Source organism: Acidovorax sp. Q11 (genome assembly GCF_054950075.1).
In genome coordinates, this window is the sequence record NZ_JBUDZG010000003.1 from 150,918 (window position 1) to 164,181 (window position 13,264).

Sequence of the window (13,264 nt, forward strand, 5' to 3'; positions counted from 1 at the left end):
GCCCGGCAAACAGCATGGCATGAAATCACTTTGCAATCCTGCCTGTGTTCAACCCCCGACCTTCGGAGTTTTCACATGGGACTTGCCTTGTTCACCCTTACCGCCTTGCAAAATCCGCTGCGCGGCCTGAAGCGCCTGCTGGTACACCCTGCGCGCGCAGATACCGCAGCAGACGACAACGCCGCAGTAGTGGGCCACCCGCGCCCGCCTACCCCGCAGCAGGGCCCACGGCCACTGCGTGGCAACTGGCCGTTCACGGTCAAGCCTCCGCTGCGCCCCTCCGAGGCACCCACACGGCAGCCCGCGTCAGCGGGCAGGTCTTTTTTGCCCATGGCCAACCCCATGGGCAGCCACCGCCACGCATTTTTATCAGCGCTGCCAGCAGATTCGCATGCCCGCAGCCTGCGATCGCCCAAGGTCCTGCGGCGGGTGTCCGACTCTGGCACGGGCCGCCTGGTGATTGCGGGCAGCATGGCCGATGTGTGCGCCGAGCTGGATCGCATGGTGGCCTCCGAAGCCATGCGGGCCTGAGGCCTGTCGGAAGACCTTTTCAAAGACCGCACTGCAGTCCCACGGTGATGGAGGTGCATGCCTTGGAGTTGAAGCGCAAGCTTGCGAGCCCTCTGAGAGCAAAGACACCAGCGCTTCAAATCCATCGGCCCGATTTCACGCCACCCCTTCGGTGGAATGCCGGGCCAGGCATCACCAACACTCCGTCACCAAAAGCCGGGGATTTTGGTGCGCCAAGCGGCCACCTGGCGCGGTACGCAATCTCTGCCAAGGCACAATGTCGGGATGAACATAGTGATCCTCGACGATTACCAGGATGCAGTGCGCAAACTGCATTGCGCCTCCCGGCTCGACGCGTACACCGCCAAGGTTTACACCAACACCGTCAAGGGGCTCGGCCAGCTCTCCGTGCGACTCAAAGATGCCGACATCATCGTGCTGGTGCGGGAACGCACCCAGATCACACGTCAACTCGTCGAGAAGCTACCCCGCCTCAAGCTGATTGCACAAACAGGCAAGGTCGGCAGCCACATTGACGTGGCCGCCTGCACCGAACGCGGGATTGCCGTTGCCGAAGGCGTGGGCTCTCCGGTGGCCCCCGCCGAGCTGACCTGGGCGCTGGTCATGGCTTCCATGCGCAGGCTGCCCCAGTACATCTCCAACCTCAAGCATGGTGCCTGGCAACAGTCCGGCTTGAAGACCGCGTCCATGCCCGCCAATTTTGGGCTGGGCAACGTGTTGCGTGGCAAAACCCTCGGCATCTGGGGCTATGGACGCATCGGGCAGCTGGTGGCCGGCTATGGCCGGGCGTTTGGAATGAATGTGCGCGTCTGGGGCCGCGAGGGCTCGCGTGCGCAGGCGTTGACCGATGGCTACCAGGCGGCAACAACGCGCGAGGAGTTCTTCTCCCAGTGCGACGTCATCTCGCTGCATCTGCGCCTGAATGATGAGACCCGGGGCATCATTTCGCTCGAAGACCTGTCGTGCATGAAGCCCACCTCCCTGCTGGTCAACACCTCGCGCGCAGAACTCATTGAGCCCGACGCGCTGATTGCCGCCCTGAACCGGGGGCGCCCCGGCATGGCCGCAGTCGATGTGTTCGAGAGCGAGCCTATCCTGCAAGGCCACGCCTTGCTCCGGCTGGAAAACTGCATCTGCACGCCGCACATCGGGTATGTCGAACAGGACAGCTACGAGCTGTACTTTGGCGCGGCCTTCGACAACGTGGTGAACTTCATCAAAGGCACACCGACCAACATCGTGAACCCTGGTTCATTGCAAGTGCGGCGGTAAGACGCCTGCCCCATGCCCCCCTAAAAAGTTCACGCACACAGCAAACAAAAAGGCTTCCCGAGGGAAGCCTTTTTTCCTGCAAGGCACCTGGGCGCCTTGCAAAGAAAGACTCTCTATTACAGAGGGGTCTTCTTGCCGTCCTTGTAGACGTACAGCGTGATCGCGGGGTTCTTCATTTCGCCGTTGGGCTCGAAGGCGATCGTGGAGGTCACGCCCTTGAAGTTGGACTTGGCCAGCTCAGGCGTGTAGACCTTGGGGTCCACGGAGTTGGCGCGCTTCATGGCGTCCACGATCAGGAACGTAGCGTCGTAGGTGTAAGGGCTGTACACCTGGAACTGGTTGGGGTATTTGGCGTCGTACTTGGCCTTCCAGGCCGTGCCGCCAGGCATCTTGGCCAGCGAAGAACCACCTTCGGCGCAGATCACGTTGCCCAGGGTCTTGGCACCAGCGGCCAGCTTGGCGATTTCAGAAGTGCAGATGCCGTCACCACCGAAGTACTTGACGTTGCCCATGCCCAGCTGTTCCATCTGACGCAGCATCGGGCCGCCTTGGGGGTCCATGCCGCCGTAGAAGATCGCGTCGGGGTTCTTGGCCTTGATGGCGGTCAGGATCGCCATGAAGTCGGTGGCCTTGTCGGTCGTGAACTGCTCGTCCACCACCTTCATGCCCTTGGCAGTGGCCGTCTTCTTGAACACGTCTGCCACGCCTTGGCCGTAAGCGGTACGGTCGTCGATGATGGCAACGGTCTTGAGCTTCAGCGTATCCACAGCGTAGAACGCCAGGCCAGCGCCCAGAGCGTTGTCGTTGGCGATGATACGGAAGGTGGTCTTGTAGCCGGGCTTGGTCAGGTTGGGGTTGGTGGCTGCGCCGGTGACGTGGGGAATACCACAGTCGTTGTAGACCTTCGAAGCGGGGATGGTGGTACCGGAGTTGAGGTGACCCACCACGCCAGCAACCTTGGCATCGCACAGCTTCTGTGCAGCAGCGGTGCCTTGCTTTGGATCGGCGGCGTCGTCTTCAGCGACCAGCTCGAACTTGATCTTCTTGCCACCGATGGTGACACCTTGAGCGTTCAACTCTTCAATGGCCATGCGGGCGCCATTTTCGTTGTCCTTGCCGTAGTGGGCTTGGGCGCCGGAAACCGGAGCCACGTGGCCGATCTTGACCACCTGCTCTTGTGCAGAGGCCACACCAGCTGCAGCTGCGATAGCAGCAACCACGGTCAGTTTCAACTTCAATTGCATATCAATCTCCAGTAAAGATAAACGCTGAGAATCTTCTTGTGTCTCAACGCAGGCGAACATATCGCAATTTACGGGCCAGATCATTAGGGAACACGATTAAATGCGAGGGAAACCACAGGGGAATACCCTGTCATCCCTTGCTGGCCGTGGGTGCACCGCTCGCCAGCTCCTCTGCCACGGCCTCGTACACCGCGTGGCGGACCACAGATTCGATCTCCTCCCGCAACCTGGGCAGCACCGATCTTGTCTGTTCTTGCACCACCGTGGCGATCGCTTCGCGCAGACGTTGATCCAGCACAACGTCCACCCGCTGCATGACACGGTGCACCATGTATTCCTCCATGCCCTCGGGCATGGGCCGCGCCAGCGCGGGTGCGGCTGCTGCACGCGCCATTGGCATAGCCCCTGGCACAGGCGCTGCGGCGCTGGGCATGCGCTGCTGGAGCGCAGGTGCCTGAGCCCTCGCGGCACTCAGGCTGGCACCAACCACCCCACTCGCTGGCCCAGCCGCTGGTGGGCGTGCCGACCGGGGCGCAGCGGGCAATGCGGTTCCAGCGGGTTGCCGCATATCCAAAGGTGCGGTGGGGTGCGGCGGTGGCATGACCGTGGTGCGCGCACGGGGTTCCACGGGCATGGCTGCCTGAGGCGCCCCCGGCACCTGCACCACTTCGGTGAGCGTGGGCACAAAACGGGGAGGCGCTTTGGGGGGAGTCGCCATCAGCCGCCTTTCAGCACCAGATCATGGCGCGTGATGGCATAGCCCCGCGAGGCATAGTGGCGCCAGCGCGTGCGTGCCTCGGCGCGGTCGGCTTCGTCATGGGCGCTCACCACCTCCACCAGCCGGTCAAACCGCCCGAAACCTTCGGGGACTTCGGTGTTGAGATTCAGCAGCACCTCATGGTGCGCTGACGACCGCGCATCAACCGCCAGCAACACCGGAGATGCCAGCACCAGTTCCTCGTCCGCATCGCTGCGGCAGTGGGCCACGAAATCCTGGGGCGCCATGGCCCAGAGCATGCGGTCGAGGGTCTCCAGCGACTCGGCCGACGCAGTGATGACCAGTCGCGCCCCACTGCGCTGCACCTTGCGCGCAAAACGGCACGCGTAGGCCAGCTTGTCTGGCGCATTGAAGTGGAAGGCAACCTCTGTCATGGCATGCCCAACCAATCAGGCTGCCTTGACCCGGGGTGCGCGCTTGCTCGCAGGCTTGGCGGCCGCACGCGGTGCGGGCGCTGCCTTGCCCACCTTTGTGTGGGCCTGGGCCAGCAGATAGTGCACCAGCAAACCCACAGGGCGCCCTGTGGAGCCTTTGGCCGCACCACCGCGCCAGGCCGTGCCGGCAATGTCCAGGTGCGCCCAGGGCATGTCGCCCACAAACTTCTGCAGGAACTTGGCGGCCGTGATGGAACCGCCCGCACGCCCGGCGACGTTGCCCATGTCGGCAAAGTTGCTCTTGAGGCCGTCGGCATAGTCGTCGTCCAGCGGCATGCGCCAGCAGGGGTCTTGTGCGGATTCGCCCGCCTCTTGCAGTGCGGTGGCCAGACTATCGTTGTTGGCAAACAGGCCGCTGCGCACGCCACCCAGCGCAATCACGCAGGCGCCGGTCAGGGTGGCAATGTCCACCACGGCGGCTGGCTTGAAGCGGGCCGCATAGGTCAGCGCATCGCACAGCACCAGGCGGCCTTCGGCATCGGTGTTCAAAATCTCGATGGTCTGGCCGCTCATGCTGGTCACCACATCACCGGGCTTCACCGCGCGGCCATCGGGCATGTTCTCGCAGGCCGGGATCAACCCCACCACATTGATGGCAGGTTGCAGCTCGCCCAGGGCGCGGAACGTGCCCAACACACTGGCGGCGCCACACATGTCGAACTTCATCTCGTCCATCTCGGGCGCGGGCTTGATCGAGATGCCCCCGGTGTCAAAGGTGATGCCCTTGCCCACCAGCACCACGGGCGCCTTGTCCTTGGCGGCGCCGTTGTAGCGCAGCTCGATGAAACGCAAGGGTTCCTCAGAGCCACGGGCCACGGCCATGAAGGAGCCCATGCCCAGGCGACTGACCTCGGCCGGGCCGTGGACCTTGCACTGGATGCGCGGGAGCTTGGCCAGCGTCTTGGCGGCATCTGCCAGCAGGCTGGGCGTGGCATGGTTGGCCGGGCGGTTGCCCCATTCCCGCGCAAACTCCACCCCCGCCACCAGCGCCACACCGCGGTCAAAACCTTCCCGCACCTCGGTGGGGCTGGCAACACCGATCACACAGCGGCCCAGGCTGCGGGCTTCTGCCTTCGATTTGGTGGTGGTGTAGACATAGCTGGCCTCGGCGACAGCCTGCACGGCAGCGCCCACGGCATCCGCAGAGGCGGCGCCCGCCCAGCACAGCACCACCCGCTTGGTGTGGGGGGCCTTGATCGCACCGCCCACTGCCAGCACAGCCTGGCGCAGCGCGCGGGCAAAGCCATCGCCGCAGCCCACCAGCACCACGCGGCGCGCGGCCACGGCGGGCACCTGGTACAGCTGCAGCTGCTTGCCCGCCTTCAGCGCCAGATCTCCATTCTTGAGCGCCAGCGCCGCCAGGGCAGACAGGGCGTCTGCCCCCGGCTTGAAACCCTCCGGAATCAGCACCACCAGCAGGTCGCATTTCTCCGAAGCAGCCGCCGTCAAATCCAGGGTCTTGAGATCAAAGTTCATAATCGGTGTTTTCCTTTTGAGCGGGCCATGCGCTTTGATGCGCACGCAAAAATGCATAGCACGCGCTGAGCCAATGTTATTCGATTCATCCATTCGCAAAGAGCTGGCACGCAGCTTCGGCGCGACGCTTGTGGTGCTGGTGACCGTGGTCATGACCATGATGCTCATCCGCACCCTGGGCCAGGCCTCCAAAGGCAGCGTGAGCCCCTCCGATGTGATGCTGGTCATGGGCTTCACCGTGCTGGGTCAGTTGCCCATCATCCTGAGCCTGAGCTTGTTCATTGCCGTGGTCGGCACCCTCGCGCGCATGTACCGCGACAGCGAAATGGTGATCTGGTTCGCCAGCGGCCGGGGCCTGCTGAGCCTGGTCAAGCCCTTGTTGCGGTTTGCCTGGCCCGTGATGGTGGTGATTGCCGTGCTGTCGCTGCTGGTCTGGCCCTGGGCCAACTCGCAGATCCAGGAGCTCAAGACCCGCTACGAGCAGCGCAGCGACATCGACCGCATTGCACCCGGTGAGTTCCAGGAGTCGTCCAACGGGAGCCGGGTGTTCTTCATCGACAAGGACAGCCCCGACACCCAGGCTGCCAACAACGTCTTCATTGCAGCCAATGACGGCACGCGCGAGTCCGTCACCTCGGCCCGCAGTGCGCGGCTGGAGACCCAGGCGGGCGAGCGCATGGTGCTGCTCAGCAACGGTCAGCGGCTGGAGACCTCGCGCGACAAGCCCGGCGTCAAGATCAGCGACTTCTCAGAATATGGCACCCGCATCGGCGCCGCCTCGCCGGGCTCTGCCGAAGAGCTGGCGGTGAAGACCCGCACCACCCTTGACCTGCTCATGCAACCCCTGCCCGCCTACCGGGCCGAGCTGGGCTGGCGCCTGGGGCTGGCGCTGGCCGCGCTCAATTTTGTGCTGCTGGGCCTGGCCGTGGCCAGTGCCAACCCGCGCGCCGCGCGCAGCACCAGCCTGGTGTTTGCGCTGTTCGGGTTCATCGTCTACTACAACCTCATGACCCTGGGCCAAAGCTGGGTAGGTGCCGGCCGGCTGGGCCTGGCAAGCTTCATGGTGCTGCTGCACGGCGGCATGCTGGCCGTGTCATTGCTGGTGCTGGCGGTGCGGCACAACCAGTGGAGCGTGCGCCACCTCCTGCCGCCCCGCACATCACGGGCCACCCAGACGCAGGGAGGGCAGCCCGTATGAGGACCATTCGCCGCCTGATCCACCGCGAGGCCCTGTCCGCCGTCACCTTTGTCACGGTGGGCTTTCTGGCTTTGTTCTTCTTCTTCGACCTGGTGGATGAGCTGCGCTGGGTGGGCCGCGCCGGGGCCGAGGGCTACCAGCTCTCGCATGCGCTCCTGTTCGTGGTGCTGAGCATTCCCAGCCACCTCTACGAGCTGCTGCCCATCACCGTGCTCATCGGCACCATCTTTGTGATGGCGCGCCTGGCCCAAAGCTCCGAATTCACCATCATGCGCACGAGCGGCATGGGCCCCTGGCGCGCGCTGCGTACCCTGGTCACCCTCGGCGGCGTGTTTGTGCTGCTGACTTTTGCCGTGGGCGACTACCTGGCCCCGCTTACCGACCGCACGGCCCAGCTCATCAAGGTGCGCTACCTCGGCAAACTGACCACCGGCGCCACAGGCGCCTGGCTCAAGGAGCGGCAGGACAACCACTCCTTTGCCGTCAACGTACGCGCACTCACACCGAACGGCGGCATGCTGGATGTGCGCATCTTCGAGTTCGACGACAAAGGGCGCCTCGCCTCGCAGACGCGGGCTGCCTCGGGCCAGTTCGGCTCGGACGGCGCCTGGGCGCTCACCAACGTGCAGCGCAGCCGCTTTGAGCACCACAGCGCCACCGACAGCAAAGGCGAAGCGCGCGTGGAGCACCTGGATACCCCCAGCCTGCAGTGGCCCACGCGCATCAGCGCCGACATGGTGGCCGCCTCCCTGCTCAAACCCGACCGCATGGCCACGCTCGACCTGTTCCAGTTCATCCGGCACCTGAATGCCAATGGCCAGTCGGCGCAAAAGTACGAGATCGAGTTCTGGCGCAAGGTGTTCTACCCCCTCTCCTGCCTGGTGATGGTGGTGCTGGCCCTGCCCTTTGCCTATCTGCATTTCCGCTCGGGCGGCATTGCGGGCTATGTGTTTGGAGGGGTCATGGCGGGCATCAGCTTCTTCCTGCTGAACAACGTCTTCGGCTACGCAGGCAATCTGCAGAACTGGTCGCCCATGCTCACGGCCGCCGCGCCGGGGTTGATCTATTCCGTGCTCTCCCTGGCCGCCTTCGGCTGGCTGGTGCTGCGGCGCTGACCGCCATAGCACGCCATTCCACAACCCATGCAAAAAGCCATCGTCCTGTTCTCGCACGGCTCCCGTGACCCGCTGTGGCGCGCCCCCATCGAAGCCGTGGCCGCGCGTATCGCCGCGCAGCACCCCACGCGACCCGTGGCCTGCGCCTACCTGGAGCTGTGCACACCCAGCCTGGCAGAGGCTACCCAGCGGTTGGTCACCCAGGGCGCCACCCACGTCACGGTGGTTCCCATGTTCCTGGGCACCGGCAAACATGCGCGTGAAGACCTGCCCGTTCTGTTGCAGGAACTGCATGCGGCCCATCCCGGCGTGCAGTTCCACGTCCAGGCCGCCATCGGCGAAGACCCGCGCATGACCGCCCTGATGGCCGACATCGCCTGCGAGGCCCCGTTGGACTGAAAATTCTGTGGATGCGCCCGATAGCGCTTAGACGATTGCAGCATAATGATGCAAATCTTTAGGCGATATCAGATATGAACCTGCACCAATTCCGCTTCGTTCAAGAGGCGGCGCGCCGCAACCTCAACCTGACCGAAGCCGCCAAGGCCCTGCACACCTCGCAGCCGGGCGTGTCCAAGGCCATCATCGAGCTGGAAGAAGAACTGGGCGTGGACATCTTTGCCCGCCACGGCAAGCGCCTCAAGCGCATCACCGAGCCCGGCCAGCACGTGCTCAAAAGCATCGAGGTCATCATGCGCGAGGTGGGTAACTTGAAGCGCATCGGCGAGCAGTTCAGCGCCCAGGACAGCGGCACCCTCAGCATCGCCACCACGCACACCCAGGCCCGCTACGTGCTGCCCGTGCCCGTGGCCCGCCTGCGCGAGGCCTACCCCAAGGTCAACATCAGCCTGCACCAGGCCACGCCACACGAAGTGGCCCGCATGATCATCGACGAGGTGGCCGAGATCGGCATGGCCACCGAATCCCTGGCCGACTACCCCGAGCTGGTCACCCTGCCCTGCTACGAATGGCAACACGTGCTGGTCGTGCCCAATGACCACCCGCTGGCGCAGAAGGAACGCATCGGTCTGGACGACCTCGCCCATGAGGCGCTCATCACCTACCACCCCTCCTTCACCGGCCGGGGCAAGATCGACCACGCGTTTGCCGCCCGCAAGCTGCAGCCCCGCATCGTGCTCGAAGCCATCGACTCCGACGTGATCAAGACCTATGTGCGCCTGGGCCTGGGCATCGGCATCGTGGCCGAGATGGCCATGCGCGACGACCCGCTGGGCGACCTGGTGGTGCGCCCCGTGGGCCACCTGTTCGGCCAGAGCGTGGCGCGCGTGGCCTTCAAGCGCGGCGCCTACCTGCGCAACTTCGTCTACAAGTTTGCCGAGCTGCTCAGCGACCGCCTGAGCCGCGAGCTGATTGCCCGCGCGATGACCGGCCATGTCAACGACTACGAGCTGTGACCCCAGCTCGGACCCAAAACATCCCGACCCTTTCCACGTTTTCCACGCTGCAGCGCCATGACCCCCACCACTGCCCGCACACCCGCCTTCCCCAGCAAGCTGCCCAACGTGGGCACCACCATCTTCACCGTGATGTCGGCGCTGGCCGCAGAACACAAGGCCGTCAACCTGGGCCAGGGCTTCCCCGACTTTGAATGTGCGCCCGAGCTGGTGAACGCCGTCACCGCCGCCATGCAGGCCGGCCACAACCAGTACCCGCCCATGCCCGGCGTGCCTGTGCTGCGCGAGGCCGTGGCCCGCAAGATCGAGGCGCTGCATGGCCGTGCCTACAACCCCAACACCGAAATCACCATCACCGCCGGTGCCACGCAGGCCATCATCACCGCCATCCTGTCCATCGTGCACCCGGGCGATGAAGTCATCGTGCTCGACCCCTGCTACGACAGCTATGTGCCCAACATCGAGCTGGCGGGCGGCAAGGCCGTGCGCGTGCCGCTCACGCCCGGCACTTTCCGCCCCGACTTCGGCAAGATCAGCGCGGCCATCACGCCGCGCACCCGCGCCATCCTCATCAACAGCCCGCACAACCCCAGCGCCACCATCTGGACGTCGCAGGAAATGCGCCAGCTGGAAGACCTGCTCGCGCCCACCGACATCCTGCTCATCAGCGACGAGGTGTACGAGCACATGGTGTTCGACGGCGCCGAGCATGAAAGCGCTGCACGCTTTCCCGGTCTTGCCGCCCGCGCCTTCATCGTGTCGAGCTTTGGCAAGACCTTTCACGTCACCGGCTGGAAGGTCGGCACCGTGGCCGCCCCCGCAGCGCTGACGGCCGAGTTCCGCAAGGTGCACCAGTTCAACGTGTTCACCGTGAACACCCCCGTGCAGCATGGGCTGGCCGCCTACCTGCAAGACCCCGCGCCCTACCTGCAGCTGCCCGCGTTCTACCAGGCCAAACGCGACCTGTTCCGAGAAGGGCTGGCAGGCTCGCGCTTCAAGCTGCTGCCCAGCACCGGCAGCTACTTCCAGTGCGTGGACATCTCGGCCATCAGCGACCTGAACGAGGCCGATTTCTGCCAGTGGCTCACCCGCGAAGTGGGCGTGGCGGCGATTCCGCTGTCGGCGTTTTATTGCGACGGGTTTGACCAGCGTGTGGTGCGGTTCTGCTTTGCCAAGAAGGACGAGACGCTGCGCGCCGCGCTGGAGCGGCTGCGCAAGCTCTGAGGCCATTGCCGTGAATGGACTGCCTGGGTCTTTCCGGCCCATCGTCGCGCCCACGCCCGCCAACCAGCTGCTGCCGTTTGAGAAAGCGTTGCTCCACGCCGCTGCTTCTGCGCTGCAACCGACTGAGGCCGCGTTGCTGGCGAAGCAGGTGGACTGCATCAACCACATTCGCCGTCCGTCGGACTGGAAGCGCATTGAGTTCCAGTGCAAGCACTGGTTTCGGGTCCGGTGGCCGGCACAGCTCCTTTTCGACCGCGCCGATACATTCCGCGTCGCCACCATTGCCTGCCAGTTTGGGGTGAAAGATGCACTGGTGGATGTATGGGCAGAGGGCGGCCATGTGTCCGCACTGGAGTCCGCGGTAGGTTTCAGCGGGCTCTCCATCTCAGGGCCGCTGAACATCCTTGCGGTGCATCCCCCCGTGTGAGGGACGAAGTGCTGTCCGGTGGCAGGTAAATTTGTAGAGAAAATGGGCTTCTGCGCGCGTCCAGCATTCGCAATATGCTACAAACAATACAGCAAATTCGATCCGCAACGGTTCAAACTGCTGCGCAACCCTGCGTGCTTCCAGAGGGCCGCGCCCTGGTAAACACCGCCCTCACCGCGTCTGCCGCGCCAGCCACACCCCCGCAGCAGCCAACGCCATCCCCACCAACGCCCAGCCGGTCAGCGTTTCACCAAACATGGCCCAGGCGATCAGCGCCGTGGTGGGTGGGGTCAGGTAAAACAGGCTGGCCACGTTCACCGCGCCGCCCCGGCGGATGAGCAGGTTCAGCAGGCTCACGGCCCCCAGCGACAACACCAGCACCAGCCAGCCCAGCGCAAACACGAACTCACCGCTCCATGTGATCGCCATGGTTTCGGTGGCATAGGCCAGCACCGCCATGGCAATGGCGCACGGCAGATACTGGATCACCGAGCCCGTGCGCAGATCGAACGAGGGGCAGAACCGCTTTTGGTACAGCGTTCCCGCCGTGATGCCCAGCAGCGCCACCAGCGCGGGCAGCAGCATGCCCGCCAAAGCACCGGCGGGCACGGTCACCACCTTACCCGCCACCACCAGCGCCACGCCGGTGAACCCCAACCCCAGCCCAACCCACTGCGCGGGCCGCACCTTCTCGCCCAGCAAGGCGCCCGCCACCAGGGCCGTCAACAGCGGCTGCAACCCCACCACCAATGCCGTGATGCCCGACGGCAGCCCGTGGCCAATGGCCATGAACACTCCGCCCAGGTAGACGCCATGCACCAGCAGGCCCGACGCCGCGATGTGCCCCCAGGCCCTGCCCGCCGGGGGCCAGGGCGCGCGCAACAGTGCCACCACGGCCAGCATGAGCACAGTGACGATGGCAAAGCGCAGACCCAGGAAGGTCAGCGGCTCGATATACGGCAGGCCCAGCTTGGCACCGATGAAGCCCGTGCTCCAGAGCGCGACAAACAGCAGAGGGACCAGCGAATCCAGCGGATTCGCAACGGTAGAAGTGTGGGGTGTTGCCTGGGTCATGGAATGGGGAAATGAAAAGCCTGGCGACGGAATGCACGCCAGACCCGTGAATAAACCAAGGGCAGCAGCACATGCGACACGGCGAGCCCGATCATCGCGGCGCCTTCACCGCCAACGGGGTTTCAGCCAAGCGCGCCCTGGCCACAAACCAGTCCACCACCCAGGCACGAAAAGCCGCCATTGCCGCCGTGCTGAACTGCCCCGAGGGCCGCACCAGGTAAATGCCTGCATCGGCATTGAGCTGCCACTGCGGCAGCACGCGCACCAGCTGGCCGGCATCGATGCAGGGCTGAATCAGCCAGTCCCCGCCGGCCAGGACGCCTGCGCCCATCGTGGCGGCCGTGAGCAAGGCCTCGTTGTCGTTGCTGATCAGCGCGCCGCGCACCACCACCGTGTGGCTGGCGCCCGCACGGGTGGTGAGCTGCCATTCCGGGTAAGACACCAGGCCCGTGAAGCCCAGGCAGTTGTGCGCCGCCAGGTCGGCGGGCGCCTGTGGCACCCCATACCGCTCCAGGTAAGCGGGCGCGGCCGCCATGATGCGCTGATGGCCGCACAGCCGAGTGGCCACCAGTCGGCTGTCGGCCAGCTTGCCGATGCGAATCGCGGCGTCAAACCGTTCGCCCACGATGTCCACCAGCCGGTCGGCGTATTCGACCTCCAGCGTGACCTGCGGATGGACCAGCACAAATTCCGCCAGCATGGAGCTGAGCAGGCGCCGCCCCATGGCGGCGGGCACTGACACCCGCAGGCGCCCACGCACCTGCTGCGCCCCTTCGGCGGCCTCTTTCTGTGCCTGCGCGATCAGGCCCATGGCCTCGCGCACCTTCTCGACCAGGCGCAGGCCCTCGTGCGTGAGGTACAGCTGGCGCGTGGTGCGCTCCACCAGCAGGATGCCCAGGCGGCGCTCCAGCGCGTTCAGGCGCTTGGACAGCACCGAGGGGTGGCGCTGCAAGGCGCGCCCCGCCGCCGCGAACGAGCCTGCGTCGCTCAGGGCAAGCAGGGTGGCCAACTCATCGGCATGCTGGCTGTCGAGCAGGTCCATCAAAAATCAAAACGCCACAGCGTGGCGCAGCAGG

General features: G+C 64.9%; 14 protein-coding genes and 1 pseudogene. 9 read left to right on the forward strand and 6 right to left on the reverse strand.

Translation table 11 applies throughout. The features are described 5' to 3' along the window. Nucleotides 1-75 precede the first annotated feature (75 nt). Together ACYZGB_RS04395 and ACYZGB_RS04400 are read left to right on the forward strand one after the other, a co-directional pair. Complete coding sequence (locus tag ACYZGB_RS04395; RefSeq protein ID WP_462386997.1) at nucleotides 76-531, forward strand: hypothetical protein; 456 nt, start codon at nucleotides 76-78, stop codon at nucleotides 529-531. Nucleotides 532-795: 264 nt separating this feature from the next. Next, entirely contained in the window at nucleotides 796-1,803 is a 1,008-nt protein-coding gene (locus ACYZGB_RS04400) for a D-2-hydroxyacid dehydrogenase family protein (RefSeq protein ID WP_462386998.1), read from the forward strand. Between the two features lie 116 nt (nucleotides 1,804-1,919). Here the strand turns inward: ACYZGB_RS04400 and ACYZGB_RS04405 are convergent, their stop codons facing one another. Together ACYZGB_RS04405 and ACYZGB_RS04410 are read right to left on the reverse strand one after the other, a co-directional pair. Further along, nucleotides 1,920-3,047 carry a branched-chain amino acid ABC transporter substrate-binding protein gene (locus ACYZGB_RS04405; protein WP_108616214.1) on the reverse strand — a complete coding sequence of 376 codons (1,128 nt, stop codon included), beginning with the start codon at nucleotides 3,045-3,047 and terminating at the stop codon, nucleotides 1,920-1,922. A 130-nt stretch (nucleotides 3,048-3,177) separates the two neighbouring features. Beyond that, on the reverse strand, nucleotides 3,178-3,378 hold the full coding sequence (locus ACYZGB_RS04410; RefSeq protein WP_199865969.1) for a hypothetical protein: 201 nt from the start codon (nucleotides 3,376-3,378) through the stop codon (nucleotides 3,178-3,180). Here ACYZGB_RS04410 and ACYZGB_RS04415 point away from each other — a divergent pair. After that, nucleotides 3,377-3,505 (forward strand): hypothetical protein, encoded by a 129-nt coding sequence (locus ACYZGB_RS04415; RefSeq protein WP_462386999.1) that lies wholly within the window; start codon nucleotides 3,377-3,379, stop codon nucleotides 3,503-3,505. The two genes, ACYZGB_RS04410 and ACYZGB_RS04415, sit on opposite strands and share 2 nt — an antisense overlap. Nucleotides 3,506-3,764: 259 nt before the next feature. Here the strand turns inward: ACYZGB_RS04415 and ACYZGB_RS04420 are convergent. Then, a pseudogene (locus ACYZGB_RS04420) lies at nucleotides 3,765-4,214 on the reverse strand (DNA polymerase III subunit chi); the annotation flags it as partial. Then, entirely contained in the window at nucleotides 4,215-5,735 is a 1,521-nt protein-coding gene (locus tag ACYZGB_RS04425) for a leucyl aminopeptidase (protein ID WP_462387000.1), read from the reverse strand. It abuts the pseudogene before it with no gap. A 73-nt stretch (nucleotides 5,736-5,808) separates the two neighbouring features. Here ACYZGB_RS04425 and lptF point away from each other — a divergent pair, with 73 nt between their 5' ends. The 6 genes from lptF to ACYZGB_RS04455 all read left to right on the forward strand — a co-directional run bounded on the left by lptF (nucleotide 5,809) and on the right by ACYZGB_RS04455 (nucleotide 11,114). Continuing rightward, entirely contained in the window at nucleotides 5,809-6,933 is a 1,125-nt protein-coding gene (gene lptF, locus ACYZGB_RS04430; protein ID WP_462387001.1) for an LPS export ABC transporter permease LptF, read from the forward strand. Then, entirely contained in the window at nucleotides 6,930-8,048 is a 1,119-nt protein-coding gene (gene lptG / locus ACYZGB_RS04435; RefSeq protein WP_462387002.1) for an LPS export ABC transporter permease LptG, read from the forward strand. The genes lptF and lptG overlap by 4 nt, the downstream gene beginning before the upstream one ends. Before the next feature lie 27 nt (nucleotides 8,049-8,075). Next, a complete protein-coding gene (locus tag ACYZGB_RS04440) occupies nucleotides 8,076-8,447 on the forward strand; it encodes a sirohydrochlorin chelatase (protein WP_462387003.1) in 372 nt (123 codons plus the stop codon). A gap of 74 nt (nucleotides 8,448-8,521) precedes the next feature. Beyond that, entirely contained in the window at nucleotides 8,522-9,463 is a 942-nt protein-coding gene (locus ACYZGB_RS04445; protein WP_063460399.1) for a CysB family HTH-type transcriptional regulator, read from the forward strand. Between the two features lie 57 nt (nucleotides 9,464-9,520). Further along, nucleotides 9,521-10,687: a pyridoxal phosphate-dependent aminotransferase gene (locus ACYZGB_RS04450; protein WP_462387004.1), complete on the forward strand. Its 1,167-nt coding sequence runs from the start codon at nucleotides 9,521-9,523 to the stop codon at nucleotides 10,685-10,687. 10 nt (nucleotides 10,688-10,697) lie between these two features. After that, nucleotides 10,698-11,114: a hypothetical protein gene (locus ACYZGB_RS04455; protein WP_462387005.1), complete on the forward strand. Its 417-nt coding sequence runs from the start codon at nucleotides 10,698-10,700 to the stop codon at nucleotides 11,112-11,114. Nucleotides 11,115-11,285: 171 nt separating this feature from the next. On the opposite strand, the gene ACYZGB_RS04460 is transcribed toward ACYZGB_RS04455, so the two are convergent. Beyond that, complete coding sequence (locus ACYZGB_RS04460) at nucleotides 11,286-12,188, reverse strand: DMT family transporter (protein ID WP_462387006.1); 903 nt, start codon at nucleotides 12,186-12,188, stop codon at nucleotides 11,286-11,288. A 91-nt stretch (nucleotides 12,189-12,279) separates the two neighbouring features. Next, nucleotides 12,280-13,230, reverse strand: a complete 951-nt coding sequence (locus ACYZGB_RS04465; protein ID WP_462387008.1) for a LysR family transcriptional regulator — start codon at nucleotides 13,228-13,230, stop codon at nucleotides 12,280-12,282. Between the last annotated feature and the right edge of the window lie 34 nt (nucleotides 13,231-13,264).

Coding starts and splice junctions, on each gene's coding strand:
- ACYZGB_RS04395 (WP_462386997.1), top strand. CDS start 76: ATGGGACTTGCCTTGTTCACCCTTACCGCCTTGCAAAATCCGCTGCGC.
- ACYZGB_RS04400 (WP_462386998.1), top strand. CDS start 796: ATGAACATAGTGATCCTCGACGATTACCAGGATGCAGTGCGCAAACTG.
- ACYZGB_RS04405 (WP_108616214.1), bottom strand. CDS start 3,047: ATGCAATTGAAGTTGAAACTGACCGTGGTTGCTGCTATCGCAGCTGCA.
- ACYZGB_RS04415 (WP_462386999.1), top strand. CDS start 3,377: ATGTATTCCTCCATGCCCTCGGGCATGGGCCGCGCCAGCGCGGGTGCG.
- ACYZGB_RS04410 (WP_199865969.1), bottom strand. CDS start 3,378: ATGGTGCACCGTGTCATGCAGCGGGTGGACGTTGTGCTGGATCAACGT.
- ACYZGB_RS04425 (WP_462387000.1), bottom strand. CDS start 5,735: ATGAACTTTGATCTCAAGACCCTGGATTTGACGGCGGCTGCTTCGGAG.
- lptF (WP_462387001.1), top strand. CDS start 5,809: ATGTTATTCGATTCATCCATTCGCAAAGAGCTGGCACGCAGCTTCGGC.
- lptG (WP_462387002.1), top strand. CDS start 6,930: ATGAGGACCATTCGCCGCCTGATCCACCGCGAGGCCCTGTCCGCCGTC.
- ACYZGB_RS04440 (WP_462387003.1), top strand. CDS start 8,076: ATGCAAAAAGCCATCGTCCTGTTCTCGCACGGCTCCCGTGACCCGCTG.
- ACYZGB_RS04445 (WP_063460399.1), top strand. CDS start 8,522: ATGAACCTGCACCAATTCCGCTTCGTTCAAGAGGCGGCGCGCCGCAAC.
- ACYZGB_RS04450 (WP_462387004.1), top strand. CDS start 9,521: ATGACCCCCACCACTGCCCGCACACCCGCCTTCCCCAGCAAGCTGCCC.
- ACYZGB_RS04460 (WP_462387006.1), bottom strand. CDS start 12,188: ATGACCCAGGCAACACCCCACACTTCTACCGTTGCGAATCCGCTGGAT.
- ACYZGB_RS04465 (WP_462387008.1), bottom strand. CDS start 13,230: ATGGACCTGCTCGACAGCCAGCATGCCGATGAGTTGGCCACCCTGCTT.